At 64.3% G+C, this 21,750-nt stretch carries 22 protein-coding genes; 11 read left to right on the top strand and 11 right to left on the bottom strand.

The annotated features are described in order from the left end of the window. Window positions 1-13: 13 nt before the first annotated feature. Window positions 14-1,420 carry an ATP-binding protein gene (locus AC0L2D_RS22640; protein ID WP_063168853.1) on the bottom strand — a complete coding sequence of 469 codons (1,407 nt, stop codon included), beginning with the start codon at window positions 1,418-1,420 and terminating at the stop codon, window positions 14-16. Continuing rightward, window positions 1,417-2,133, bottom strand: a complete 717-nt coding sequence (locus AC0L2D_RS22635) for a response regulator (protein WP_013529960.1) — start codon at window positions 2,131-2,133, stop codon at window positions 1,417-1,419. Before AC0L2D_RS22635 ends, AC0L2D_RS22640 begins: the two co-directional genes overlap by 4 nt. A 253-nt stretch (window positions 2,134-2,386) precedes the next feature. Here AC0L2D_RS22635 and AC0L2D_RS22630 point away from each other — a divergent pair, with 253 nt between their 5' ends. The 4 genes from AC0L2D_RS22630 to clpS all read left to right on the top strand — a co-directional run bounded on the left by AC0L2D_RS22630 (window position 2,387) and on the right by clpS (window position 3,989). Then, a complete protein-coding gene (locus AC0L2D_RS22630) occupies window positions 2,387-2,689 on the top strand; it encodes a hypothetical protein (RefSeq protein WP_024504541.1) in 303 nt (100 codons plus the stop codon). A 39-nt stretch (window positions 2,690-2,728) separates the two neighbouring features. Continuing rightward, on the top strand, window positions 2,729-2,962 hold the full coding sequence (locus tag AC0L2D_RS22625) for a hypothetical protein (RefSeq protein WP_013529962.1): 234 nt from the start codon (window positions 2,729-2,731) through the stop codon (window positions 2,960-2,962). Between the two features lie 216 nt (window positions 2,963-3,178). Further along, complete coding sequence (locus AC0L2D_RS22620) at window positions 3,179-3,544, top strand: hypothetical protein (protein ID WP_013529963.1); 366 nt, start codon at window positions 3,179-3,181, stop codon at window positions 3,542-3,544. Between the two features lie 139 nt (window positions 3,545-3,683). After that, window positions 3,684-3,989, top strand: a complete 306-nt coding sequence (gene clpS / locus AC0L2D_RS22615) for an ATP-dependent Clp protease adapter ClpS (protein ID WP_224621525.1) — start codon at window positions 3,684-3,686, stop codon at window positions 3,987-3,989. A gap of 53 nt (window positions 3,990-4,042) precedes the next feature. Here the strand turns inward: clpS and AC0L2D_RS22610 are convergent, their stop codons facing one another. The 4 genes from AC0L2D_RS22610 to AC0L2D_RS22595 all read right to left on the bottom strand — a co-directional run bounded on the left by AC0L2D_RS22610 (window position 4,043) and on the right by AC0L2D_RS22595 (window position 10,970). Further along, on the bottom strand, window positions 4,043-6,121 hold the full coding sequence (locus tag AC0L2D_RS22610) for a hypothetical protein (protein ID WP_473542468.1): 2,079 nt from the start codon (window positions 6,119-6,121) through the stop codon (window positions 4,043-4,045). A gap of 63 nt (window positions 6,122-6,184) precedes the next feature. Further along, the gene (locus AC0L2D_RS22605; RefSeq protein WP_473542466.1) at window positions 6,185-9,007 is read right to left on the bottom strand and encodes a DUF4159 domain-containing protein; all 2,823 of its coding nucleotides are present in this window, start codon (window positions 9,005-9,007) and stop codon (window positions 6,185-6,187) included. After that, window positions 9,004-9,966, bottom strand: coding sequence for a DUF58 domain-containing protein (locus AC0L2D_RS22600; RefSeq protein WP_013529967.1), 963 nt, complete (start codon window positions 9,964-9,966; stop codon window positions 9,004-9,006). Before AC0L2D_RS22600 ends, AC0L2D_RS22605 begins: the two co-directional genes overlap by 4 nt. After that, entirely contained in the window at window positions 9,966-10,970 is a 1,005-nt protein-coding gene (locus AC0L2D_RS22595; protein WP_473542464.1) for an AAA family ATPase, read from the bottom strand. The genes AC0L2D_RS22600 and AC0L2D_RS22595 overlap by 1 nt, the downstream gene beginning before the upstream one ends. Before the next feature lie 154 nt (window positions 10,971-11,124). Between AC0L2D_RS22595 and AC0L2D_RS22590 the strand changes: the two genes are divergently transcribed. The 3 genes from AC0L2D_RS22590 to AC0L2D_RS22580 are packed head-to-tail and all read left to right on the top strand — an operon-like array spanning window position 11,125 to window position 13,651. Beyond that, window positions 11,125-11,754 carry a DUF1285 domain-containing protein gene (locus tag AC0L2D_RS22590; protein WP_063172948.1) on the top strand — a complete coding sequence of 210 codons (630 nt, stop codon included), beginning with the start codon at window positions 11,125-11,127 and terminating at the stop codon, window positions 11,752-11,754. Then, window positions 11,754-12,389: a CoA pyrophosphatase gene (locus AC0L2D_RS22585; protein ID WP_063172947.1), complete on the top strand. Its 636-nt coding sequence runs from the start codon at window positions 11,754-11,756 to the stop codon at window positions 12,387-12,389. The genes AC0L2D_RS22590 and AC0L2D_RS22585 overlap by 1 nt, the downstream gene beginning before the upstream one ends. After that, window positions 12,386-13,651 carry a CCA tRNA nucleotidyltransferase gene (locus AC0L2D_RS22580; RefSeq protein ID WP_027162167.1) on the top strand — a complete coding sequence of 422 codons (1,266 nt, stop codon included), beginning with the start codon at window positions 12,386-12,388 and terminating at the stop codon, window positions 13,649-13,651. Before AC0L2D_RS22585 ends, AC0L2D_RS22580 begins: the two co-directional genes overlap by 4 nt. Window position 13,652: 1 nt before the next feature. Here the strand turns inward: AC0L2D_RS22580 and AC0L2D_RS22575 are convergent, their stop codons facing one another. The 3 genes from AC0L2D_RS22575 to hemF form a co-directional block, all read right to left on the bottom strand. Then, window positions 13,653-13,838: a DUF1059 domain-containing protein gene (locus AC0L2D_RS22575; RefSeq protein WP_013529972.1), complete on the bottom strand. Its 186-nt coding sequence runs from the start codon at window positions 13,836-13,838 to the stop codon at window positions 13,653-13,655. 234 nt (window positions 13,839-14,072) lie between these two features. Beyond that, entirely contained in the window at window positions 14,073-14,333 is a 261-nt protein-coding gene (locus AC0L2D_RS22570) for a DUF1344 domain-containing protein (RefSeq protein WP_013529973.1), read from the bottom strand. A gap of 311 nt (window positions 14,334-14,644) precedes the next feature. Further along, a complete protein-coding gene (hemF, locus tag AC0L2D_RS22565; RefSeq protein WP_024504549.1) occupies window positions 14,645-15,559 on the bottom strand; it encodes an oxygen-dependent coproporphyrinogen oxidase in 915 nt (304 codons plus the stop codon). Window positions 15,560-15,673: 114 nt separating this feature from the next. Between hemF and AC0L2D_RS22560 the strand changes: the two genes are divergently transcribed. Then, window positions 15,674-15,931 carry a hypothetical protein gene (locus AC0L2D_RS22560; protein ID WP_013529975.1) on the top strand — a complete coding sequence of 86 codons (258 nt, stop codon included), beginning with the start codon at window positions 15,674-15,676 and terminating at the stop codon, window positions 15,929-15,931. A gap of 103 nt (window positions 15,932-16,034) precedes the next feature. On the opposite strand, the gene soxR is transcribed toward AC0L2D_RS22560, so the two are convergent. Both soxR and AC0L2D_RS22550 read right to left on the bottom strand, forming a co-directional pair. Further along, window positions 16,035-16,508, bottom strand: coding sequence for a redox-sensitive transcriptional activator SoxR (soxR, locus tag AC0L2D_RS22555; RefSeq protein ID WP_013529976.1), 474 nt, complete (start codon window positions 16,506-16,508; stop codon window positions 16,035-16,037). A 132-nt stretch (window positions 16,509-16,640) separates the two neighbouring features. Further along, a complete protein-coding gene (locus AC0L2D_RS22550; RefSeq protein WP_064994491.1) occupies window positions 16,641-17,099 on the bottom strand; it encodes a tRNA (cytidine(34)-2'-O)-methyltransferase in 459 nt (152 codons plus the stop codon). Between the two features lie 443 nt (window positions 17,100-17,542). Between AC0L2D_RS22550 and AC0L2D_RS22545 the strand changes: the two genes are divergently transcribed. From AC0L2D_RS22545 to AC0L2D_RS22535, 3 genes are read left to right on the top strand one after another with little or no spacing between them, the layout of a single operon-like run. After that, entirely contained in the window at window positions 17,543-17,938 is a 396-nt protein-coding gene (locus AC0L2D_RS22545) for a hypothetical protein (protein ID WP_013529978.1), read from the top strand. A 29-nt stretch (window positions 17,939-17,967) separates the two neighbouring features. After that, window positions 17,968-19,854, top strand: coding sequence for an ABC transporter ATP-binding protein (locus AC0L2D_RS22540; RefSeq protein WP_064994492.1), 1,887 nt, complete (start codon window positions 17,968-17,970; stop codon window positions 19,852-19,854). A 10-nt stretch (window positions 19,855-19,864) separates the two neighbouring features. After that, window positions 19,865-21,748 (top strand): ABC transporter ATP-binding protein, encoded by a 1,884-nt coding sequence (locus tag AC0L2D_RS22535; RefSeq protein WP_032808649.1) that lies wholly within the window; start codon window positions 19,865-19,867, stop codon window positions 21,746-21,748. Window positions 21,749-21,750 lie beyond the last annotated feature (2 nt).

Raw genomic sequence — 21,750 nt, 5'->3', positions numbered from 1 at the left:
GCGCGCCTTGTTTTTATGCCGCCAGCGGCAGGCGCAGTTGCGTCAGCAGGCCGCCGCCGGGATTGTTGGACAGGCGGATCTCGCCACCTGCGGCGCGCGCGATGTTGCGGGCAATGGTCAGGCCGAGGCCCAGACCGCCGGTCTGGCGGTTGCGCGATTGTTCGAGGCGCACGAACGAGCCGAACACGGCGTCGATCTGCGCCTGCGGTATGCCAGGCCCTTCATCGCGGATGGTGAGCAGGATCATGTCCTCCGACCGGCGCAGCGAAAGATGCGCCTTCTTGCCGTAGGTGACCGCGTTCTGCACCAGATTGGTGACGCAGCGCTTGAGCGCGACCGGCCGCGCCATGCAGATCAGCCCGCGCGAACGGGTCTCGTCGTCGAACGAGACGTCGTCATAGCCGTCGGCGATCGATTCCACGAGCGACCAGAAGTCGATGCGTTCGTTCTTTTCCTCGGTCACTTCGAAGGTGGCGAAGTCGATCACCGAGCTGGCGATGCTCTCGACATCGGCGAGGTCGTGCGCCAGCGCCTCGCGGACCGCCGATTTGCGCAACAGCTCCAGGCGCAGGCGCATCCTGGTCATCGGCGTGCGCAGATCATGCGCCAGTGCCGCCGCCAGATGTTCGCGGTCCTCGACATATTCGCGCAACCTCGCCTGCATGGCGTTGATCGCCTTGGCGGCGGCACGCACCTCGCGGCTGCCGCCCTCGGCGATCGGCGGGCTCTTCAGATCCTTGCCGATCCGGTTCACGGCGGTTTCCATCATCCGGTAGGGCGCCGTCAGCCGGCGCAGCGACCAGATCGACATGATCACCACCAGCCCTGCGATCAGCGAATAGAGCGGCAGGCTGTCGAAGCTCAGGATCGGGCCGACGGGGGTGATCGGTTCGGTGAAATTCAGCCATTGGCCGTCGGCGAAGCGCAGCGATGCCGTCAGCTTGTCGCTCTGGGCGAAGTCGGCGGCCAGCACCAGAAGGTCGCGCTCGACCTGGCCGATGTCGGGTCCTGGCGTCGTGCCGTCCGCGTCGTCGGCCTCGCGCGTCGCCGGATCGCGGCGCACGCGTGCATCGGTGATGCCGAATTTGGACAGCCGGCCGACGAGGATGTCTTCGAGTTCGGCCAGTTCGTCGTCGCCGGCGATCGACGAAGTGACCGCCGGCGTGTCCGAAACGGTGAGCGCGTAGGTGGAGTTGAACAGGCCGGTCGCCGTCGCCTTGCGCTCGTCCGGACTGGCGTCATGCATGAGCTGCACCAGCGAGAAGGCACGGTCGTTGAGCCGGTAGAGGTCGACGACGTCGTTGGCGGCAGCGCGGTCGCGCGAGACGATGTAGAGGGTCGCGACCTGGCTGATCAGCAGGCCGGCAATGACGATCAGCAGCACCCAGACAGGCAAGGTCTGCGGCAGGAAACGTCTCATTCGGAGGTCGTCTCGGGCAGGAACTGGTAGCCGCCGCTGCGTACGGTCAGGATCAGCTTGGGCGTCTTCGGGTCGTCCTCCATCTTGCGCCGCAACCGGCTGACCAGGATGTCGATGCTGCGGTCGAAGGAATAGTCGCTGTCGCCGCCGGACAGTTCGATGAGCTGGTCGCGGGTCAGCACACGCTGCGCACTCTTGACGAAGGTCTGCAGCAGGTTGAATTCGGCCATGGTCAGCTCGACCCTGACATCGTCGGGTGCGATCAGCCGGCGCCGGGCACAGTCCATCGTCCAGCCGGCGAAGCGGTAGATCTGCTTGGTGGTGGCGCGCTTCGGCTCGGCGGCGCCATTGCGCCTGAGCACGGCCCGGATGCGCGCCAAAAGCTCGCGCGGGTCGAAGGGTTTGGGCACATAGTCATCGGCGCCCATTTCCAGGCCGACGACGCGGTCGGTCGTCTCGGTGACGGCGGTCAGCATGATGATCGGCGTCGAATACTGGGCGCGCAGGTCGCGGCACAGCTCCAGCCCGCTTTTGCCGGGCAGCATCACGTCGAGGACGATGAGGTCCACCTGGACGCGCCGCAGGATGGTCTCCATCTCGATGCCGTCGGCGGCAACCGAGGTGTGCAGGCCCCGCTTCTGGAAGAATTCCTGCAGCAGGTCGCGGATGCCCTTGTCGTCGTCGACGATCAGTATGTGTGCATCGGATTTCACAGCAGCCCTGTCATTGTTGCCAAGCCCTTCTGTCTTTGATTGCCAAGCCCTTCGGTCGCAACCCACACGATAGAATTCAGGCCATATGTTGGCCAGTGGCTATGATGGAGTTCACACCGGCTTTCTCAGACACACTCCAGAAACAAAATTCTACAGTTCAGAAAAACTCCTGAAAAATTTCAAAGGCATAACTGATCTCGTGGCGGTCAGGTCATCGGCTGCGACGCTAGTCTCCGGGTTTACGGATAAACCGATGCCAAGGTTGTCGATCAGTTTGTTGGGTGCGTTGCTGGGCTTCTGCCTGGTCACTGCCGCTGTCGGACAATCGGACGCAAAGGCGACGCTCACAACCCGGAGCGAACGGTGCGCCAATCTCAGCCACCAATTTGATGAAGCCCTCGAAACCCATGCCACGGCAACGCAGGTCACCGCGGCAAAGGCACTTCAGAGAAAGGGCAACCGGTACTGCGCCGCCAAGAAACAGGCACAGGGCATCCGGATGCTCGCCAATGCTTTGAAGCTGCTTGGAGTGACGCCGAACGACCCGGTTCAGTAACGCTCCGAAACTTGACCCGCATAAAAAGGAAACGAAGCCATGAAAAAGTCCATCCTCTCCGCAACCGGCCTCGCCGTCGCTCTCGCTTTCGCGATGCCGGCTCTCGGCAACGCCGCCGCCACCACGACCGCTGCTCCGGCTGCTTCGACGACCACCGCTCCGGCGACTGCCGCTCCGGCCAAGGCTGCTCCGAAGAAGGTCGTCAAGAAGACCGTCAAGAAGCACAAGAAGGCTGCTGAGAAGGCCGTCAAGAAGGACGCCCCGAAGACCTGATAAGGTCCGGCATAAAATGCCGGCCTGTTGACCAAGGCCGCTCCAGCTGGTTTCGGTTGGAGCGGCCTTCTTCCTGTCCGAGCCGCTGAAGCCCTGACATTGGCGATGAAGCGGGTCGATGGGTTCAACTGATCTTTGGCGAAGTCTGGCACCGGCAGCTTCCGCCTCGACTGACACTTAACCCGTTTGCAACGCCGGCCGTGTAGGACAATCCGCATGAAGAAGCGGCTTTCGTCCATTTTGCGCTCGATGGTGATCGGCGGTCTGGTTGCCACCGGCCTCGCCAGAGTGCTTATCCTGTTCACCGCCAGCCCGGTCCCCGATCCGGCCAGCGGACGCACCGAGCCTTCGCTGTTCGCGCCGGCGATTTCCACCAACTGGGACTACATAACGCCGGCACAGACCTGGCTGCTGGTCGTGCTGACCGGCGCGACGTTGATCTGCGTCGCCGCGTGGCCGATCGCGACCTGGCTGGAACGCCGGGCGGATGCCGGCGGAAACCGTTTTCGGTCTGATATACCGCCCGCTGCGGCCGTGCGGCAGATTCCCGGCCGTCGCATGTTCGGCCGCCAAGGCCGTTGAACGGCAACCGACACCTTCCCACATGATTGTGAATGGCCGCGTCGGCGGACACCGGTTTCGCGCGTCGATCAAAATGGACGACCGGTTTCACCGGTGCCAGAATGGCGGTCACATCGCTTACGCAAAACTGTCGGTTCCGATGCCCGAAATCACCACAAAACCGCGTACCCAGATCAAGCCGCAAGTCGAACGGCCAAAACTCTACAAGGTCATCCTCATCAACGACGATTTCACGCCGCGCGAATTCGTGGTGACGGTGCTGAAGGGCGAGTTCAAACTCAGCGAGGACCAAGCGCACCGGGTGATGATCACTGCGCATCGGCGTGGCGTCTGCGTCGTCGCCGTGTTCACCAAGGATGTCGCCGAGACCAAGGCGACGCGCGCCACCGAAGCCGGCAAGGCCAAGGGCTATCCGCTGATGTTCACGACGGAGCCGGAGGAGTAGAGCAGGGGGCTTTCCCTTCTCCCACAACAAGGGAGAAGGAAAAGAGCGCCGCGCTACCGTCCCTCGCGGTACCACATCGAACCCATTGCCAGAAGCAGCAGGCCGAGGCCGAGGAAGCCGCCGAACAGCGGCACGCGCGAGACGGCTTTGAGCACGCTGTCGTCTGTCGTGCGCAGGCCGATCCAGTCGCTGCCGGATGCGGCACCAGCCGAGCGCACCGGCACGATGGAAGGCAGCGTCACGTCGCTGCCAAGGGCTGTGGAAGACGCCAGCCGGCGCACGCTGCCGCCGGTGGCTTCGGCCGGCGCCTTCAGCCGGTTTTCGGTGGAAATGACGTCGGCGAATTCCGGTGCGTTGACCGGCCCGACATGGGCGAGCGCGGTGAGGTCGCCATTGGCGACCTGGTAGAGCCCGATCTCGCTGGTCTCGACGCTGCCGAGGAAGACCCCGGGCTCGGCTTTGTCGAGCTTGACCGTCAAGGTTTTGCCGGACGGAGTGATGATCTGCGCGGCGCCGGGATCGTCGGCCATCGTCTGGCGGCGGATTTCCAGCACCATGCCACGACCATCGGCGGTCAGCCGCTCCTCCTCGAGCTGCGGCTCCTTCATCAGCCAGTGCGCGATGCGCCGATAAAGCTGGACATGCGGGCCGCCGCCCTCGAAGCCGCGCGCCCACAGCCAGCCCTGATCGGACAGCAGCATGCCGACGCGGCCTTCTCCCTTGCGGTCGAGCAGCAGCAGCGGCCGGTTGTCGGCGCCCTTCATGACCACTTCGCCTTCCGGGTTCTGCACGCCTATGGTGCGGAACCAGCGGCTCCAGTGCGGCGGCTCGGTGGCCGAGCCATCGAGCCCACGCGTCACCGGGTGGCGCTGGCCGAGTTCGGTGAGGCGCGGATAGAAGGCCTTGTCGACAACTTCGCCGGTCGGCATCGCCGGCAGGGCGGCCATCAGCGGCGTGCGCGCGATCGAGCTTTCGCCGGCATATTCGGGGCCGGCCGCGATCAGCAGCGCGCCGCCCTTTTCGACATATTCGGAGATGTAGTCGTAATAGAGGATCGGCAGCACGTCGCGGTGCTGGTAGCGGTCGAAGATGATGAGGTCGAAATCCTTGATCTTCTCGACGAACAGTTCGCGGGTCGGGAAGGCGATAAGCGACAATTCGTTGATCGGCGTGCCATCCTGCTTTTCCGGCGGCCGCAGGATGGTGAAATGGACAAGATCGACCGAGGCGTCGGATTTCAGCAGGTTGCGCCAGGTGCGCTCGCCGGCATGCGGCTCGCCGGAGACGAGCAGCACACGCAGATTCTCGCGAATGCCGTCGATCAGTGCGATGGCGCGGTTGTTGGTGTCGGTCAGTTCGCCCGGCTCGCGATCGATGGCGAGTTCGACGATGTTGCGGCCGGCGCCCGGAATGGTGACCTGCAGCGGCATGGCCTGGCCAACGGTGGCGTGCTCGACGGCGACCTGCTCGCCATTGACCGAGACGCGCACATCGACCGGGCCAGTCTCGTTTTCGGTCGAGATGACGCGGTAGGTCATGTCGAGCGGCTTGCCAACAAGACCGAAGCGCGGCGCGTTCTCGAAGCGGATGCGGCGGTCCTTTTCGTGGTCATTGCCGGTGATCAGCGCATGCAGCGGGGCGTTGAAATCGGGCGCGCCCGGCGGCGCGTCATGGACCTCGCCATCGGTGATCATGATCGCGCCGCCGATGCGTGACGGCGGCACGTCGCGGAAGGCGCCTTCAAGCGCGCCGAACAGCCGTGTCTCGGTGCGCTCTTCGGCGGCCTCGGATTTGCCGGCCTCGACGACCCGCACGTCGAACTGCTTGAAGCGGCCAAGCCGCTGCTGCAGCCCGGCCAGCGCCTCGTCGGTCTGCTTGGTGCGATCGCCGATATCCTGGCTCTGGCTGCGGTCGACGACGAGGGCGACAACGCTTTTCAGCGGCTCGCGCTCCTCGTTGAGGAACACCGGGTTGAACAAAGCGGCGGCGAGCGCCAAAAGGGCGATGAAGCGGAAGACCGAGCCGCGCTGGCGAAACCACAGGCCGACAAGCGCCAGCAGCGCCAGCGGCACCAGCGCCAAGGCCAACAGGGGCCAGGAGATCAGCGGTTCGAAGGAAATCGACCAGTTCATTCCTTACCCTCCTCTTTTTGGGGAGGGTTTATCCGCGACCGGAGGGCACCAAACAAACTCATCTTACTGCCCCAGCCGTTCGAGCAGTATGGGCACGTGCACCTGGTCGGATTTGTAGTTGCCGGTCAGCATGTACATCATGATGTTGACGCCGGCGCGCAGCGCGTAGACGCGCTGCATCGGGTCCGCCGGTACGGTCGGCAGCAGCGGATCGCCATTCTCGTCGACCGCCCAGGCGCCGGCAAAATCATTGGCGGTGATCATGATAGGCGAGACGCCGTCGCCGGTGCGCACCGGCCGGTTCTCGGCATTGCTGGCGTCGAGCGACGCCTCGACCCACAGTGGGCTGCCGGCGAAGCGGCCGGGGAATTCGGGCAGGATGAAGAAGGATTTGGTCAGCACGTGGTCGGACGGCACCGGCTCCAGCGGCGGCACGTTGAGGTTGCCGAGGATGTCGCGCAGCCGCTCCGTCGCCGGGCTGGTCGAATCGGCGCCGATGCCGTTGGCGAACTGGTCGCGGGTGTCGAACAGCACCGTGCCGCCCTGCTGCATATAGGCGTCGATGCGGGCGATGGCGGCCTGGCTCGGCATCGGGGCGGCCGGATCGATCGGCCAGTAGATCAGCGGATAGAACGACAGCTCGTCCTTCGAGATGTCGACGCCGGCTGGCGCGCCCGGTTCAAGGGCCGTCTTTTCGACCAGGAAACGGGTCAGGCCCTCGAGCCCGGCACGGCTGATCGAATCGTCGCCCGGCACGCCGGTCAGCACATAGGCGATGCGGGTCTTCGAAATCGCCTCGATGGCAATTTCGTCACCCGGCTTGGCGTCGTCGGCGCGGGCAAGGTCGGCATGACCGAACAAGCTACCCAGCGCAATCAGGACCGCGGCGGTGGTTGCCATGGCACCGGCGCGGCGCGGTCGGCGTGAGAACAGGCCGCCCATCCAGAATACCGCCAGCGTATCGAGCAGCATCAGCACCAGGGCGGCCGCGACCAGCGCGCCCTTCAAATTGCGCGATTCGTCAAAGGCATACTGGATCGAGGTGACGGGAACAGTGATTTGCGGGCGCGCCAGCGGGGCCAGCGTGCTGTCGGCTTCAAGCAGATTATGGGCAAACACACCCGTCTCGGAACCATAGAGGCCGGGCGGGTTTTCAAAAGTCACCGGCAGCGCGCCGGCGCCCGGTACAAGCGGCCGTGCATCCGGTGTCGGCGGCACCAGCGAGCCGTCGGCTGCAATCATGCGATAGGGCGCCAGCGACGCCGCGGCGGCTTCGGCATTGGCGATGGCCGCGCCCTGGTTGCGCGACAGCTGCACGATGCGGCGCAGCATCTCGACGAAGCTGCCGGAGATCGGCAGGTTCGACCAGGTTGCCTCAGGGGTGACGTGGAACAGCACCAGCGTGCCCTTGCCTTTCTTCAGTCCGGTGACCAGCGGCGTGCCGTCGGCAAGGGCCGCCCAGGTGCGCTCGACGATATCGGGTGTCGGCTCGGCCAGCACCTGTCTGCTGACAGTGACCTCGGTCGGCGGCGCCAGATCGGCGAACGGGCCGGCCTTGGGGAATTCGGTGACAGGCTGCGGCGACGTCCATGACAGCGCGCCGCCGAGCGAACGCTCGCCGGTGCGCAGGCGGACCGGCAGCAAATCGTCGTCATCGCCCGCCGTGGCCAGCCGCGAACCGGCGAAACGCACCAGCGTGCCGCCATTGTCGACCCAATCGACAAGTCTCTGCCGGACATGTCCGGGAATGGTGCCGATATCGGCCATGACAATCATCGCGGGCTTCTGGTCGAGGATCTGCGGGATGGCGTCGGCGAGGTCGGCGCTGGAGGGTTCGACCAGATCGGCGAAGGGCTGCAGCGCCCGCCTGATGTAGTAGAGTGGCGACAAAAGCGGCTGCGCCTGGTCGGCCTCGGCCTGCGACAGCAGCCCGACGCGGCGGCGCTTGGAGCTTTCGTCGAGGACGCGCACCGCACCGGCCTGCCGCTCGCCGTCGAGCGCGATCGAAGCGAAGTCGTTGCGCAATTCGAACGGCACCGCCATGGTGCCGGTGGCGGTGGTTTCGCCAGGCGAAAAGGTCAGCGTCGCATCGGCGATGCGGCGGCCCTTGTCGTCGAAGGCGCCGGCGGTGACCTGCGCCGGGGCAGGGTCGCCCGGCGCGCGGATGGCGGTCAGCGCAAAGCCGTCGACCTGGTTGTCGGCGGCGGTCAGGCCCGTCAGCGACAGCCTGTCGGCGGTTGCCCAGACGACACGGGCGGCATTTTTCGACAAAAGCGTGTTGAAGGCGGCTTCATCGCCTTTTGCCGCCAGGCCGTCGGCAAGCACGGCGACACTGGCCCCGGGCAAGGTCTCCAGCACGCCGGCGACGCGGGTATAGACGGCCGGCCGGTCGGTCGGGATCGGCCGCGGCTTGGCGGCGCGCAGCCGGTCAAGGGCGGTGGTGGCATCGAACGGGCCGATCTCGGCATTGGCCTTTTCGGCGGTGAAGGCGATGACGACCGGCACGCCGTTGGAGCCGGCGTCGTTGATCAGCCGCTCGGCGGTGGCGACGCGTTTGCCCCAGTCGGCGGCACTTGCCCAGTCATTGTCGATGACCAAGGCAAGGGCGGCTCCCTCGGCCGGCAGCTTTTCGCGCGGATTGAAGACCGGGTCGGCCAATGCCGCGACGATGAGGGCCGCCATCAAGAGCCTGAGTAGCGTCAGCCACCACGGACTCTGCTGCGGCGTCTCCTCGCGCTTCAGTACGCGCGCCAGGATCTTCAGCGGCGGGAAGATCTCGGTCTGCGGCTTGGGCGGCGTCAGCCTGAGCAGCCACCAGATCACCGGCAGTGCCAGCAGGCCCCACAGCACCATGGGGGCGCCAAAGGAGAGCGGCAGCCAACTCATGCGACAGCCTTTCCTGGCCGATCGCCACCAGCGATGCCTGCACGACCGCCAGCGGTCGGCCTGACCGAGGGGCCATCAGTGGTCATCGCCATGTGCAGCCGCACCAGCGCGTCGGAGGCGAGCCGATCGGTGTGGTTGACGGTAAAGCTCCAGCCAAGCCGCTTGCACCAGGCGGCCAGTTCGTGGCGGCGGGCGGTGTAGAGCAGGCGATACTCATCACCCAGCATTTCGGCGCGGCCGGCGGTCAGCTTGTCGCCGGTCTCGGGATCGGTGAATTCGGTGCGGCCGGCATAGGGGAAGGTCTCCTCGGCCGGGTCGGCGACCTCGATCAGGTGGGCGCGCACGCCGTGGCGGGCCAGCACGTCGAGCCAAGCCATCGTCTCCTCGACGGGATCGAGGAAGTCGCTGACGATGACGATGTCGCAGAAGCGCCTGATGTCGGACAGGTCGGGTTTTGCCGGCAGCTCGCCGGCATGCATCAACTGGGCGGCAATGCGTTCGGCGCCGTTGCGGGCGGTGAACGGGTCGGTGAGGCCCGGCCAGGCGATGCGTTCGCCGCTGCGCGACAACAGCTCGGCCATGGCCAGCGCCAGCACCAGCGCGCGCGATTGCTTGGAAACGCTGGCGCCTGTCGATTTGTAGAGCATCGACGGCGAGGGGTCGGCCCACAGCCAGACGGTATGGGCGGCTTCCCATTCGCGGTCGCGCACATAGGTGTGGTCGTCGCGGGCCGAGCGGCGCCAGTCGATGCGCGAGGAATCGCCCTCGACATAGGGCCGGAACTGCCAGAAATTCTCGCCGATGCCGCGCTTGCGGCGGCCGTGCCAGCCGGCGATCACGGTGTTGACGATGCGCCGCGCCTCGACCAGCAGGTCTGGCACAAGCGAGGCCCGCAACCGGCCACGGGCGAGCGCGTCGCGCGTCGCTGCCGGAGCCTGGACCTCGCCGATGCGCGGCATCAAATCCCTTTCACGAGTTTCGCCACCACGTCACGCACGCTGGTGCCTTCGGCGCGGGCGGCGAAGGTCAGCGCCATGCGATGCTGCAGCACCGGCTCGGCCAGCGCACGGACGTCGTCGACCGAGGGCGCCAGCCGTCCGTCGTAAAGCGCGCGCGCCCTTGTGCACAGCATCAGCGCCTGACTGGCGCGCGGGCCGGGACCCCAGGCGACGTTCTTATCGGTCTCGGCATTGCCTTGGCCGGGACGCGCCGAGCGCACCAGCGTCAGGATCGCCTCGACGACGCTTTCAGGCACCGGCATGCGGCGGATCAGCGTCTGGATCTCCTTCAGCCGCACCGGCTGCAGCACGTTTTGCGCTTTCGCGTCCTCGACGCCGGTGGTTTCCAGAAGGATGCGGCGCTCCGCCTCGATTTCGGGATAGAGGATGTCCACCTGCATCAGGAAGCGGTCAAGCTGTGCCTCGGGCAGCGGATAGGTGCCCTCCTGCTCCAGCGGGTTCTGGGTTGCCAGCACGTGGAAGGGCGCCGGCAGGTCATGGCGGGCGCCGGCAATGGTGACGTGGTATTCCTGCATGGCCTGCAGCAGCGCCGACTGAGTGCGCGGCGACGCGCGGTTGATCTCGTCGGCCATCAGCAGCTGGGCGAAGATCGGCCCGGAGATGAAGCGGAAGGAGCGTTTTCCGGTCTCGTCCTGCTCCATCACTTCGGAGCCGAGGATATCGGACGGCATCAGATCCGGCGTGAACTGGATGCGACGCGAATCGAGGCCGAGCACGATGCCAAGTGTTTCAACCAGCTTGGTCTTGGCGAGACCCGGCACGCCGACCAAAAGCGCATGGCCACCGGCCAGCAGCGCCACCAGCGTGCGCTCGACGACGCTTTCCTGTCCGAAGATGACCCGGCCGACCCCGTCGCGGATCCGGGAGATGTCGGCAAGCGCCTTTTCGGCCTCGGCGATCATGTCCTTTTCGCTGATCGGGCTTTCCTTGACCATCACGCTCATGCCGCATCGATCCTTGTGGTTGGAATACCATGGCTGGAACAACGGCTGCACCATACCATAAGTTGCCGCGATTCGGCCTCGCGTGGCGCCTACATCGAAACTTAAATCACAGACCTAGGCTGACAAGCGGAACAACAGTGACTATTTCGTGACCATGACGGGACCCTTGGGACATCGTGGAGAAAGCCTGACTGATGCCACCGAGGCGCGTGGTCTCGAGGCGCTGATCTCGCGCGCCGCCCGTGCCGGCAAGGGCGCGGCACCTGTCGAACGCTGGAATCCCGACTTCTGCGGCGATCTGGACATGGAGATCAAGGCCGACGGCACCTGGTTCTATCTGGGCACGCCGATCGGGCGCATGCCGCTGGTGCAGCTTTTCTCCTCGGTGCTGCGCAAGGACGCCGATGGCAGGACCTATCTGGTGACACCGGTAGAAAAGGTCGGCATCCGCGTCGCCGATGCGCCGTTCATCGCCGTCGAAATGGACGTTTCGGGCAGCGGCGAGGCGCAGACAATCACCTTCCGCACCAATGTCGGCGACGTCGTCGAAGCCGGGCCGGAACGGCCGCTGCGGTTTGTCGATGAGAACGAGACCGGCGGGTTGAAGCCCTATGTGCTGGTGCGTGGCCGTCTGGAGGCGCTGGTGGCGCGGCCGGTGATGTATGAACTGGTCGGGCATGGCGAGGAGATCGAAATCGACGGCGAGACGATGTTCGCGGTGCGCTCCAAGGGCGCCGTGTTCCCGATCATGCCGGCGGACCAGTTGAAGCGGCTGAGCGCGTGATGGACCAGGCGACGCCGGCGCCGTTTTCATCCGCGGATTTTCGCGCGCGCTTTGCCGTGCAGCCCGATGCGCATGCAGGCGACGACGACTATGGCGACCATCGCTTCAACCCCGGCCATCCGCGCCTCAATCAGGGCAAGGCGCTGCGCAATGCCGCGGTGCTGATCCCGGTGGTCGATCATGAGGGCGATGCGACGGTTCTTCTGACCAAACGGGCCGAAAAGCTGCGCAGCCATTCGGGGCAGGTGGCCTTTCCCGGCGGCACTATCGATCCGACCGATCCGAGCCCTGAGGCGGCGGCGCTGCGCGAGACCTTCGAGGAGATCGGGCTTGGCCGAGATCGCATCGAGATCATCGGCCGCATGCCCGACTATGTCGCCGGCAGCGGCTACCGCATCGCCCCGGTGCTTGGCATCGTGCGGCCCGGTTTCCAACTGACGCTCAACGCAGACGAGGTCGATGCCGCTTTCGAAGTGCCGCTGCGCTTCCTGATGGACCCGGCCAACCACAAGCGCGACAGCCGTATGTGGAACGATCTCGAATGGTTCTTCTACGACATGCCTTACGGCGACCGGCGCATCTGGGGCGTCACCGCCGGCATCCTTCGTACTCTCTATGAAAGGCTCTATGCGTGAGTGTCTCGATCGCGGGCAGGGCCGATTGGCTCACCGACAAGCATCTGCAGCGCCTGCTGTTCGCACTGGCCGAAGGCGGTGAAGAGGCGCGAGTCGCCGGCGGCGCGGTGCGCAACACACTGATGGGCCAGCCGGTCGCCGACATCGACATCGCCACCACCTGCTTGCCGCAGGAAACCCTCCGCCGCGCCGAAGCGGAAGGGTTCAAGGCGGTGCCAACCGGTATCGAGCATGGGACAATCACCGTGGTTGCCGGTGGAAAGCCCTATGAAATCACCACCTTGCGCGCCGATATCGAAACCGACGGGCGGCGCGCGAAAGTGTCGTTCGGGCGCGACTGGAAGCTCGATGCCGAGCGGCGCGACTTCACCATCAACGCGCTCTATGCCGAGGCCGATGGCAAGGTGGTCGACCTGGTCGGCGGCATTGCCGACATCGAGGCGCGCCGGCTGCGATTCATCGGCGACCCGGAAGCGCGCATTCGCGAAGACTACCTGCGCATCCTGCGCTTCTTCCGCTTCTTCGCCTGGTACGGCGACGGACGGCCGGACGCCGAGGGGCTGAAAGCCTGCGCCCGTCTGAAGGAAGGGCTGGCCCAGCTTTCGTCCGAGCGCATCTGGTCGGAACTGAAGAAACTTTTGTCGGCGCCCGATCCGTCACGGGCGCTGCTTTGGATGCGGCAGGCAGGTGTCTTGACCGCGGCGCTGCCGGAAAGCGAGAAATGGGGTATCGATGCCATCCATGGGTTGGCCAAGGCCGGCAAGGATCTGGGCTGGGCACCCGACCCGCTGCTCAGACTGGAAGCGATCGTGCCGCCCGATGCCGCTCGCATGAAGTCGCTCGCCGAGCGGCTCAAACTCTCGACCGCCGAAGCGGATCGCCTGCGCCACTGGGCGCTCGCCACCGCCGTCGAGCCGAAGACGACCGAGGGCGAACTGGCAAAAAGGCTCTATCGCGGCGACCGGCAGGGGTTTGTCGACCGTCTGCGGCTGTCGCTTGCGGCAGCCAGGATGCGCGCCGTCGAGGACAATGAGGCGCTGCTCGAAGCCGGTGGCTTTTCGCGCCTGCTTGGCTTCGCCACCAAATGGGAAAAGCCGTTGTTTCCGCTGAAAGGTGCCGATCTGACGGTGCTCGGCGCAACTCCAGGCCCGAAACTCGGCGAAATCCTGAGGAATCTCGAAGCGGAATGGGTCGAAGCCGGGTTTGCCCCTGATCGCGACGCGCTCCTCAAGCGCGCCGCCGAAGCCTTGCAGGCCGGGTAGATCAGGCCGCGTCGCGGGTCTTTTCGATGCGCGAACGGATCGCCTCGATCATCGTCTCGCGGATGACCGTCTCGCCATGTGTCTCGCGCATGTGCTCGACGGCACGGCGCATGACCTCGGCTTCCTCGTCGGCACGTGTGTGCCAGTCACAGCCGGGCACGAGCGACCCGCAGTGAAATTCCTTCATGAGATTTCTCCTTTTCCTCCGTGGAGCCTGGTCGAGGCTCCGGCACTTTTTTTTGGCTCATGTCCGGTTCCAGGGTTGAAACCGCGGACCGCGAACGGGTGAGAAGCATAACACAGATGGGGTGGTATTGGTTGCCGTCAACGGCAAAAGGGCGGAGCAGCATCGCTCCGCCCTCTAAACACTACCCCGAAACAGGGCCAGACATCGTCTCGTCCCGTTTTGGCGGGCAGGCCTTCACTTGGCGATCTTGACAGCCTCGGCAATCTTTTTCTTGCCGCTCATGTCCCATGAGACACGGACCTTTTCACCGACCTGCAGGCCAGGATCCTTGAAGGTCTTGGGAAGCGTAAAAGACGATCCATCGTCGAGGACCAGGCTCATGGCCGTCGTGTCAAAGGTCTTGATCGTCCCGGTGGTGTGCTTGACGGCGGCGAACGCCACCGAACCGGAAGCGAGAAGGGCAGCGGCGGCCGCCGAAACAATGATCTTGCGCATTGCGAAGTACTCCTGGAAAGGCGGGTATCTTTTTGACGAAGATGTCCCGCGTCGTCTTGGGCCGTCCGGTCGCGTCGGGTCGCGGCTCGCTTTGTCTTGACGCAATTCCGGTCGGAAAGCCGTTTCGCACTTTCCTGAAATTGCGCGCAGGCGAACCGCCGGCGCTTCCCGACCCCGCGCCACAAATAGACCAGTCTTTTCAAGAACCTATTAGACGAAAAAGAAATTTTTCGCCGCACCGTGTGCCACATTCCATGCCCATTTCGAGCGAATGGGACATCAATGCGGCTCACGTCGGGCTCACCATTTTGTTACGGCCAGCGGACCTCGGGCGGCAGGCTGGAGAGGATGGCGGCGACATTGCCGCCGGTCTTCAGTCCGAATATGGTGCCGCGATCGTGAAGCAGATTGAATTCGACGTAGCGGCCGCGGCGGATGAGCTGTTCGTCACGGTCGCCATCGGTCCAGTTCTCGTTGAAGTTGGCGCGCACAAGGTGGCCGTAGACGACGAGAAAAGCGCGGCCGACATCCTGGACGAAGTTGAAATCGGCATTCCAGCCGCCCTTGTCCTCACCCGAATGCAGCCAGTCGAAGAAGATGCCGCCGGTGCCGCGCGGCTCGTTGCGGTGCGAAAGATAGAAGTACTCGTCGCACCAGGCCTTGAATTTTGGGTAATCGGCCACCGCGACATTCTTCTCGCAAGCGAATTGCATGGCGCGGTGGAAGGCGACCGTGTCGGGGTCGTCCTGGGTGCGGCGGCGATCGAGCACCGGTGTCAGATCGGCACCGCCGCCGAACCATTGGCTGGATGTGACCACCATGCGCGTGTTCATGTGCACGGCCGGAACGTTGGGATTCCATGGGTGCGCGATCAGCGAAATGCCGGATGCCCAGAAGCGCGGGTCTTCCTCTGCACCGGGCATCTGCTTCCTGAATTCGGGTGAGAACTCGCCATGGACGGTCGATGTGTGGACGCCGACCTTTTCGAAGACGCGACCGTGCATCATCGACATGGTGCCGCCGCCGCCGCGCCCCTCGTCACGTTCCCATGGCGTCTTTTCGAAGCGGCCGGGCGACCACGAGGCCAGCGGCCCGCCAAGATCCTGCTCGATCTGCTCGAAGGTGGCGCAGATGCGTTCGCGCAGCGCCTCGAACCAGAGGCGCGCCTTCATCTTCTTCTGTTCGATGTCGGCGGGCAGGCCCGCCGGTATTTCTGGTCGTTCCAAATGCCGTCTCCGGTTGGGGCGGCGAGTCCCACAAATGACTCGTCTTTTGCCGGCGCGATCCCTAATCTCTTAGGGGACAGGGTCAAGTGTCATTACGGTGCAAGGAGTTGTTTCGTGCGCACCCCGGCAAGACCGCCGCTGGATGGCCTAAAGAAAAGGCTCGACCAAAGCCGTGCCGAGCGCGTGCGTATGCCGCGCGACGGTTTCCTGCGCGAGACCTTCGTGCTGCCACGCTCCGATGCCCGGCTCAAGGCCAAGGAATGGTTCGAGCGCTTTCCCAAGCAGGCCTACTGGACCGAGATCGAAAGCTGGTTCGAGCGGCCGGGCGACCTGATCGAGTTCACCATCAGGCGGTTGCCTGCGGCCGACTAGGATTTCGTCGCCCCGTTTACGGGGAGAGGGTGCCGGCAGGCAGGTTGAGGGGCGGCGCGAACCTCTCAATGCTGGCGCCGCCCCTCATCCGCCTTCACTGCGTTCAGGCACCTTCTCCCCGTGAACGGGGAGAAGGAAGAGCGACCAGCCTCCTTGCCCCCGTTCCCTCGCGTGCCAGCCGGTCACCCTTGTTGCGCAGCGGGCATTTGTCGATCGACATGCAGCCGCAGCCGATGCAGTCGGTCAGCCCGTCGCGCAGTTTCTTCAACTGGGCGATCTTGTGATCGAGCCCGTCGCGCCAGGCGGTCGACAAAAGGTTCCAGTCGTCGCGCGTCGGCGTGCGGCTTTCGGGCAGTGATTCAAGTGCGGCACCAATTTCGGCCAGCGAGATGCCGACCTCCTGTGCGACCTTGATGATCGCCACGCGCCGCAGCACGTCGCGGCCGTAGCGGCGCTGGTTGCCCGACGTGCGGTGGCTGCGGATCAAGCCGCGGGCCTCGTAGAAATGCAGCGCCGACACCGCCACCCCGCTGCGCATGGCCACCTGGCCAACCGTTAATTCCGTTACAGGCGCCATGTCTGATTTTCCGTCCCGATTTTTCTGCTTGACCTCAAGTTAAGTTGAGCTTGTAGCGAAGAAACCCTGGATGTGCAAACGAAGGAGAAGGCGATGTGCGCCTGGGTCGAGATGTCGGGAGACGGAGTGCCGTTATCCGAGTTGCCGGATGGCTTCGCCCACCACCATGGCGACGGAGAGCGCCACGTTGATGCTGCGCGCCGTATCCTGCATGGGGATGGTCAGGCGCGCATCCGCCGCCTGATGGACAGGATCCGGCACGCCTGCGGATTCGCGGCCGAACAGGAGGACGTCACCGTCCGCGAAGCTGAAGCTGGTGTAGGCCGTCGTGGCTTTGGTCGACAGCAGCACCAGCCGGTGCGAATCAGCCTTGCGCCATTCCTCGAAGGCGTGCCAGTCGACGTGCCGGGTCAGGGCAGCCATTTCGAGGTAGTCCATGCCGGCTCGCTTGAGCGCCTTGTCGGAGAGCGAAAATCCGGCCGGTTCGATGATGTCGACGCCAAGTCCGAGGCACGCGGCGAAGCGCAGGATTGTTCCGGTGTTGCCGGCAATGTCAGGCTGGTAGAGCGCGATGCGGAGACGACGGTTCATTTCCGCGTCCTTCTAATAAGTGGCGGATCGGCCACAGCGGCTTGGCGGTTTTGGAAATTGCTGGACCTGCGGGTGGCCATTTTCTGCGAAGTCGGGTATACAACCAGCATTGTCAACCCGAACCGATGGAGGGGTAATTCATGATGACCATGCACATCCAGCGCCCCTCTCGTGGGCTTACCTGCCTGCCGGCGGTTTCGGTACGACGATTCTCCTGACTCTCTAAGACTTGATCGCACCGATTCCCGCCGAAACGATTTTTCGGCTTCCGAAGGAATCCTGCGATGTTTTTCAAAAAGTCAAAAGGGCTGAACGCCCCAACTGAAGCTGTCCGGACCGACACTCGTCATGTCCGGACCGATGCAATGCGTGCCTCCGGGCGAATGCCGGCGGACGATATTGCTTCGCCTTTTTATCTCGATTTTCACACGGAGGACGGACCGATGTTCGATCCCTACAGAATACCGGGCTCGAGGAGCCTGCATATCCACCGACTGCCGACCTGGGCGCTGCTGATCGGCGACACCTATTCGTCGGCGGTTCACGCCGAGGTTCGCCGCCGGCCGCATCGCGGCATGCTGCCGGATGTCGATTTTTCGCGCGCGGTTCCCGATCCCGGGCGGCCGTCGCTGGTGCGCCGGATCATCCGGCTGATCCGGCCTGGCGCGAAAAACCGGGCTGGCGGCACCGTGTCGTCAGGATCGTCTGGCGCAGCTGTCGGCGAAAAGCCCGCGAGCCCCTATATTGCGCGAAGCATTGCCGACGGTCCGGGTGATTCCGGACCGTCGGCACTCGACGCCATGGGTTCCGGGGACTTCGTACGCTCACGTGCCGCGTAAGCGGCAAACACATTTCACAGGCATGACCTATGTTGTTGTTTAGCTGGTTTGAAAAAAGGCTCGATCCGTTCCCCGCGGCGGAACCGGTCGAGCCGCCCAAGACGCTGGTTGCCTTCTGCGTGCATTATACGCGCGGCGCCTGGCCCTATATCCTTTTCGACGCAGTGCTGGTGACGGCCATCGCGATCGCGGAAGTGTGGATGTTCGGCTTCCTCGGCCGCATCGTCGACTGGCTGTCGGGGCAGAATCGCGAAACCTTCCTGCAGACGGAAGCCTGGAAGCTTGCCGGCATGGCCTTCATCGTGCTGTTCGCACTGCCGGGCACCGTATGGCTGCATTCGCTCCTCAACCAGCAAACGCTGATGGGCAACTATCCCATGCGCATCCGCTGGCAGGTGCACCGCTATCTGCTCAAGCAGTCGATGAGTTTCTACCAGGACGAGTTCGCCGGCCGCATCGCGACCAAGCTGATGCAGACGGCTCTCGCCGTGCGCGAATGCGTCATCAAGGTGATCGACGTCCTTAATTACGTTATCGTCTACTTCCTCGGCATGCTGCTCATCGTCGGCTCGGCCGACTGGCGGCTGGCCGCGCCGCTCGGCGTTTGGCTGGTCGGCTATATCCTTTTGCTGCGGTTTTTCATTCCCCGGCTGGGCAAGGTCGGCGAGGAACAGGCCAATGCGCGCTCGATCATGACGGGCCGGGTCGTCGACAGCTACTCCAACATCCAGACGGTCAAGCTGTTCAGCCATGCACGCCGCGAAGCGTCATTCGCCAAAGACGGTATGTCCGGCTTTCTCGAAACGGTCTACCGGTCGATGCGCCTGGTGACAGTGCTTTTCGGCTCGCTCTACATACTGAACGCGCTGCTCTTGTTCTCGGTGACCGCGATGGCGCTGTGGCTGTGGCTGGGGCAAGCAGTGACGATCGGCGCGGTCGCCGTGGTCATCGGCCTTGTGCTCAGGTTGTGGGGCATGTCGCAATGGATCATGTGGGAAATGTCGGGCCTGTTCGAGAACATCGGCACGGTGCAGGACGGTATCGCCTCGATCTCGCTGCCGCGCCTTGTCGAGGACAGGCCGGACGCGAAGGAGATCAGCGTCTCCAGGGGTGAGATCCGCTTCGAGGACATCCGCTTCCACTACGGCAAGCAGAAGGGTGTGATCGAGGGCCTGTCGCTGGCGGTGAAGCCGGGCGAGAAGGTCGGCATCGTCGGCCGTTCCGGCGCCGGCAAGTCGACGCTGGTCAACCTGTTGCTGCGCTTCTACGACCTCGAAGCCGGGCAGATATTGGTCGATGGCCAGGAAATCGCCGCTGTGAAGCAGGATTCGCTTCGTGCGCAGATAGGCATGGTCACGCAGGACACCTCGCTGCTGCATCGTTCGGTGCGCGAGAACATCCTTTATGGCCGGCCCGATGCAACCGACGAGATGCTTGTCGAGGCGGCGCGGCGCGCCGAGGCGCTGGACTTCATATCAGGGCTTTCGGATGCCAGCGGCCGCAAGGGCTTCGACGCCCATGTCGGTGACCGCGGCGTCAAATTGTCCGGTGGCCAGCGGCAACGCGTCGCCATTGCTCGCGTTATGTTGAAGGATGCACCTATACTTATCCTTGACGAAGCGACCTCGGCGCTTGATTCCGAAGCCGAGGCGGCGATCCAGGAGAATCTCTACAAGCTCATGCAAGGCAAGACCGTCATCGCCATCGCGCACCGGCTGTCGACCATCGCGGCGATGGACAGGCTGGTGGTGATGGACAAGGGCCGTGTCATCGAGGAAGGTTCGCACGAAGAACTCGTCGCCAAGGGCGGGCTCTACGCGCAGCTCTGGCAGCGCCAGTCGGGCGGGTTCCTGCTTGAGGACGGTCCCGCCGACGCCGCCAACGACGCACTTGCAAAGGGGCAAGCCGCAGAATGATGGCCGCCGCATGATGACAGCCGTCTATCGCTGGTTCGAGAACTGGGTCTATCCGTTCAGGGAGCCGGCGAATCTTCGGCCACCGATCAGTGTCGGCGGCTTTCTCTGGCACTATGTCGGCCAGGCGAAGTTCGCCTTCTTCGCCATGCTGGTCATCGGCGGCATCGCGCCGCTGGTCGAGGCCGGCCTGTTCTACTTCGTCGGGCGGCTGGTCGATATTCTCGACCAGCTTCCCGCCGAGCGCAGCTGGCACGCACTGTGGGCCGCTGCCGGCCCTGAACTGGTTTTCATGGCCGTGGTGGTGCTGGTCATCCGCACCGTCGTCGTCGGCTTGTCGGCGCTGGTCGACGAACAGACGATCACGCCGGGCTTCTACAATCTGGTGCGCTGGCAGGCGCACCGGCATGTCTCGCGCCAGTCCTACGCTTTTTTCCAGAACGATTTCGCCGGCCGCATCGCGACAAAGGTCTGGCAGGCGGGCCAGGCGACCGGCGACTTGATGGAAAGCTTCATCGAGGTCGTCTGGTTTATGATCGTCTACACGGTGACGACGCTGGCGCTGGTCGCAGGCCTCGATCTCAGGCTGGCGGTTCTGGTGGTGATCTGGATTTCCGCCTTCGGCTGGCTGGCCAAGCTCTATTTGCCGGCAATCCGCAAGCATGCCGAGGAAACAGCTGAGGCCGGCTCGATGATCACCGGCCGCATCGTCGATTCCTATTCCAACGTGCAGACGCTGAAACTGTTCTCGGCCGATGGCGACGACCGCTACATCAGGAACGGTTTCGACATCTATCTCGACGCATTGCGCCCGTTCACCCGCCGGCTGACCGGCGTGCGCATGGCGCTGACCACGCTGTCGGGCATCATGATCACGGCGATCGGCTGCTTTGCCGTCTATCTCTGGGTCGAGGGCTCGATCACCGTCGGCGCGGTCGCCTTCACCCTGTCGCTGGTGCTGCGCCTCAACATGCTGCTCGGCCGGCTGATGATGCAGCTCAACAGCATCTTGCGAAACCTCGGCGTGCTGGAAAATTCCAAGGCGCTGATCTCGCAGCCGCTCGGCCTCACCGATGCGCCCGACGCCAAGGAACTCGTCGTGGCAGGCGGCCGTATCGCGGTGAAGAACGTCGAGTTCCATTACGGCAAAGGTTTCGGCGTGCTGAACGGCATCGACCTTGTCGTCAGGCCAGGCGAGAAGGTAGGGCTGGTCGGACCGTCCGGCGCCGGCAAGACGACCCTCGCCAATCTGATCCTGCGCCTCTACGATCTCGAGAGCGGGTCGATCACCATCGATGGCCAGGATGTCGCCAAAGTTACGCAGAATTCGCTGCGCGCCAATATCGGCGTCGTCAGCCAGGACACGGCGCTGTTCCACCGTTCGCTGCGCGACAACATCAAGCTCGGCATGCCTGACGCGACCGATGCGGAGGTGATCGCGGCGGCGAAAAAGGCTGAGGCGCACGAGTTCATCCTGACCTTGCGCGACAACAGGGACCGCGCCGGCTACGAGGCGTTTGTCGGCGAGCGCGGCGTCAAGCTGTCGGGAGGCCAGCGCCAGCGCGTGGCGATCGCCCGCGTCTTCCTCAAGGATGCGCCGATCCTGATTCTCGATGAGGCGACCTCGGCACTCGATTCCGACATCGAGGCGGCGATCCAGGAGAATCTGACACGGCTGATGGAAAACAAGACGGTCATCGCCATCGCCCACCGGCTGTCGACGATCGCAGCACTCGATCGTCTGGTGGTGCTCGACGGCGGCCGCATTGTCGAGCAAGGCACGCATGACCAATTGGTGGCGCTCGACGGGCTCTATGCGCGGCTGTGGAAGCGGCAGTCCGGCGGTTTTCTCTATCACGAAGACAGCGTGCTCGAAGAGACGCGCCCGGCGGAGTAGCT

The organism is Mesorhizobium sp. WSM4833 (assembly GCF_055811095.1).
Note: the sequence above shows the minus strand (reverse complement) of the source record. Positions and strands in the feature narration are given on the sequence as shown.

What these genes read in the sequence shown, in the direction of transcription:
- AC0L2D_RS22640 (WP_063168853.1), bottom strand. Translation starts at nt 1,420, where the DNA reads ATGAGACGTTTCCTGCCGCAGACCTTGCCTGTCTGGGTGCTGCTGATC.
- AC0L2D_RS22630 (WP_024504541.1), top strand. Translation starts at nt 2,387, where the DNA reads ATGCCAAGGTTGTCGATCAGTTTGTTGGGTGCGTTGCTGGGCTTCTGC.
- AC0L2D_RS22625 (WP_013529962.1), top strand. Translation starts at nt 2,729, where the DNA reads ATGAAAAAGTCCATCCTCTCCGCAACCGGCCTCGCCGTCGCTCTCGCT.
- AC0L2D_RS22620 (WP_013529963.1), top strand. Translation starts at nt 3,179, where the DNA reads ATGAAGAAGCGGCTTTCGTCCATTTTGCGCTCGATGGTGATCGGCGGT.
- clpS (WP_224621525.1), top strand. Translation starts at nt 3,684, where the DNA reads ATGCCCGAAATCACCACAAAACCGCGTACCCAGATCAAGCCGCAAGTC.
- AC0L2D_RS22610 (WP_473542468.1), bottom strand. Translation starts at nt 6,121, where the DNA reads ATGAACTGGTCGATTTCCTTCGAACCGCTGATCTCCTGGCCCCTGTTG.
- AC0L2D_RS22605 (WP_473542466.1), bottom strand. Translation starts at nt 9,007, where the DNA reads ATGAGTTGGCTGCCGCTCTCCTTTGGCGCCCCCATGGTGCTGTGGGGC.
- AC0L2D_RS22600 (WP_013529967.1), bottom strand. Translation starts at nt 9,966, where the DNA reads ATGCCGCGCATCGGCGAGGTCCAGGCTCCGGCAGCGACGCGCGACGCG.
- AC0L2D_RS22595 (WP_473542464.1), bottom strand. Translation starts at nt 10,970, where the DNA reads ATGAGCGTGATGGTCAAGGAAAGCCCGATCAGCGAAAAGGACATGATC.
- AC0L2D_RS22590 (WP_063172948.1), top strand. Translation starts at nt 11,125, where the DNA reads ATGACGGGACCCTTGGGACATCGTGGAGAAAGCCTGACTGATGCCACC.
- AC0L2D_RS22585 (WP_063172947.1), top strand. Translation starts at nt 11,754, where the DNA reads ATGGACCAGGCGACGCCGGCGCCGTTTTCATCCGCGGATTTTCGCGCG.
- AC0L2D_RS22575 (WP_013529972.1), bottom strand. Translation starts at nt 13,838, where the DNA reads ATGAAGGAATTTCACTGCGGGTCGCTCGTGCCCGGCTGTGACTGGCAC.
- AC0L2D_RS22570 (WP_013529973.1), bottom strand. Translation starts at nt 14,333, where the DNA reads ATGCGCAAGATCATTGTTTCGGCGGCCGCCGCTGCCCTTCTCGCTTCC.
- soxR (WP_013529976.1), bottom strand. Translation starts at nt 16,508, where the DNA reads ATGGCGCCTGTAACGGAATTAACGGTTGGCCAGGTGGCCATGCGCAGC.
- AC0L2D_RS22550 (WP_064994491.1), bottom strand. Translation starts at nt 17,099, where the DNA reads ATGAACCGTCGTCTCCGCATCGCGCTCTACCAGCCTGACATTGCCGGC.
- AC0L2D_RS22545 (WP_013529978.1), top strand. Translation starts at nt 17,543, where the DNA reads ATGTTCGATCCCTACAGAATACCGGGCTCGAGGAGCCTGCATATCCAC.
- AC0L2D_RS22540 (WP_064994492.1), top strand. Translation starts at nt 17,968, where the DNA reads ATGTTGTTGTTTAGCTGGTTTGAAAAAAGGCTCGATCCGTTCCCCGCG.
- AC0L2D_RS22535 (WP_032808649.1), top strand. Translation starts at nt 19,865, where the DNA reads ATGATGACAGCCGTCTATCGCTGGTTCGAGAACTGGGTCTATCCGTTC.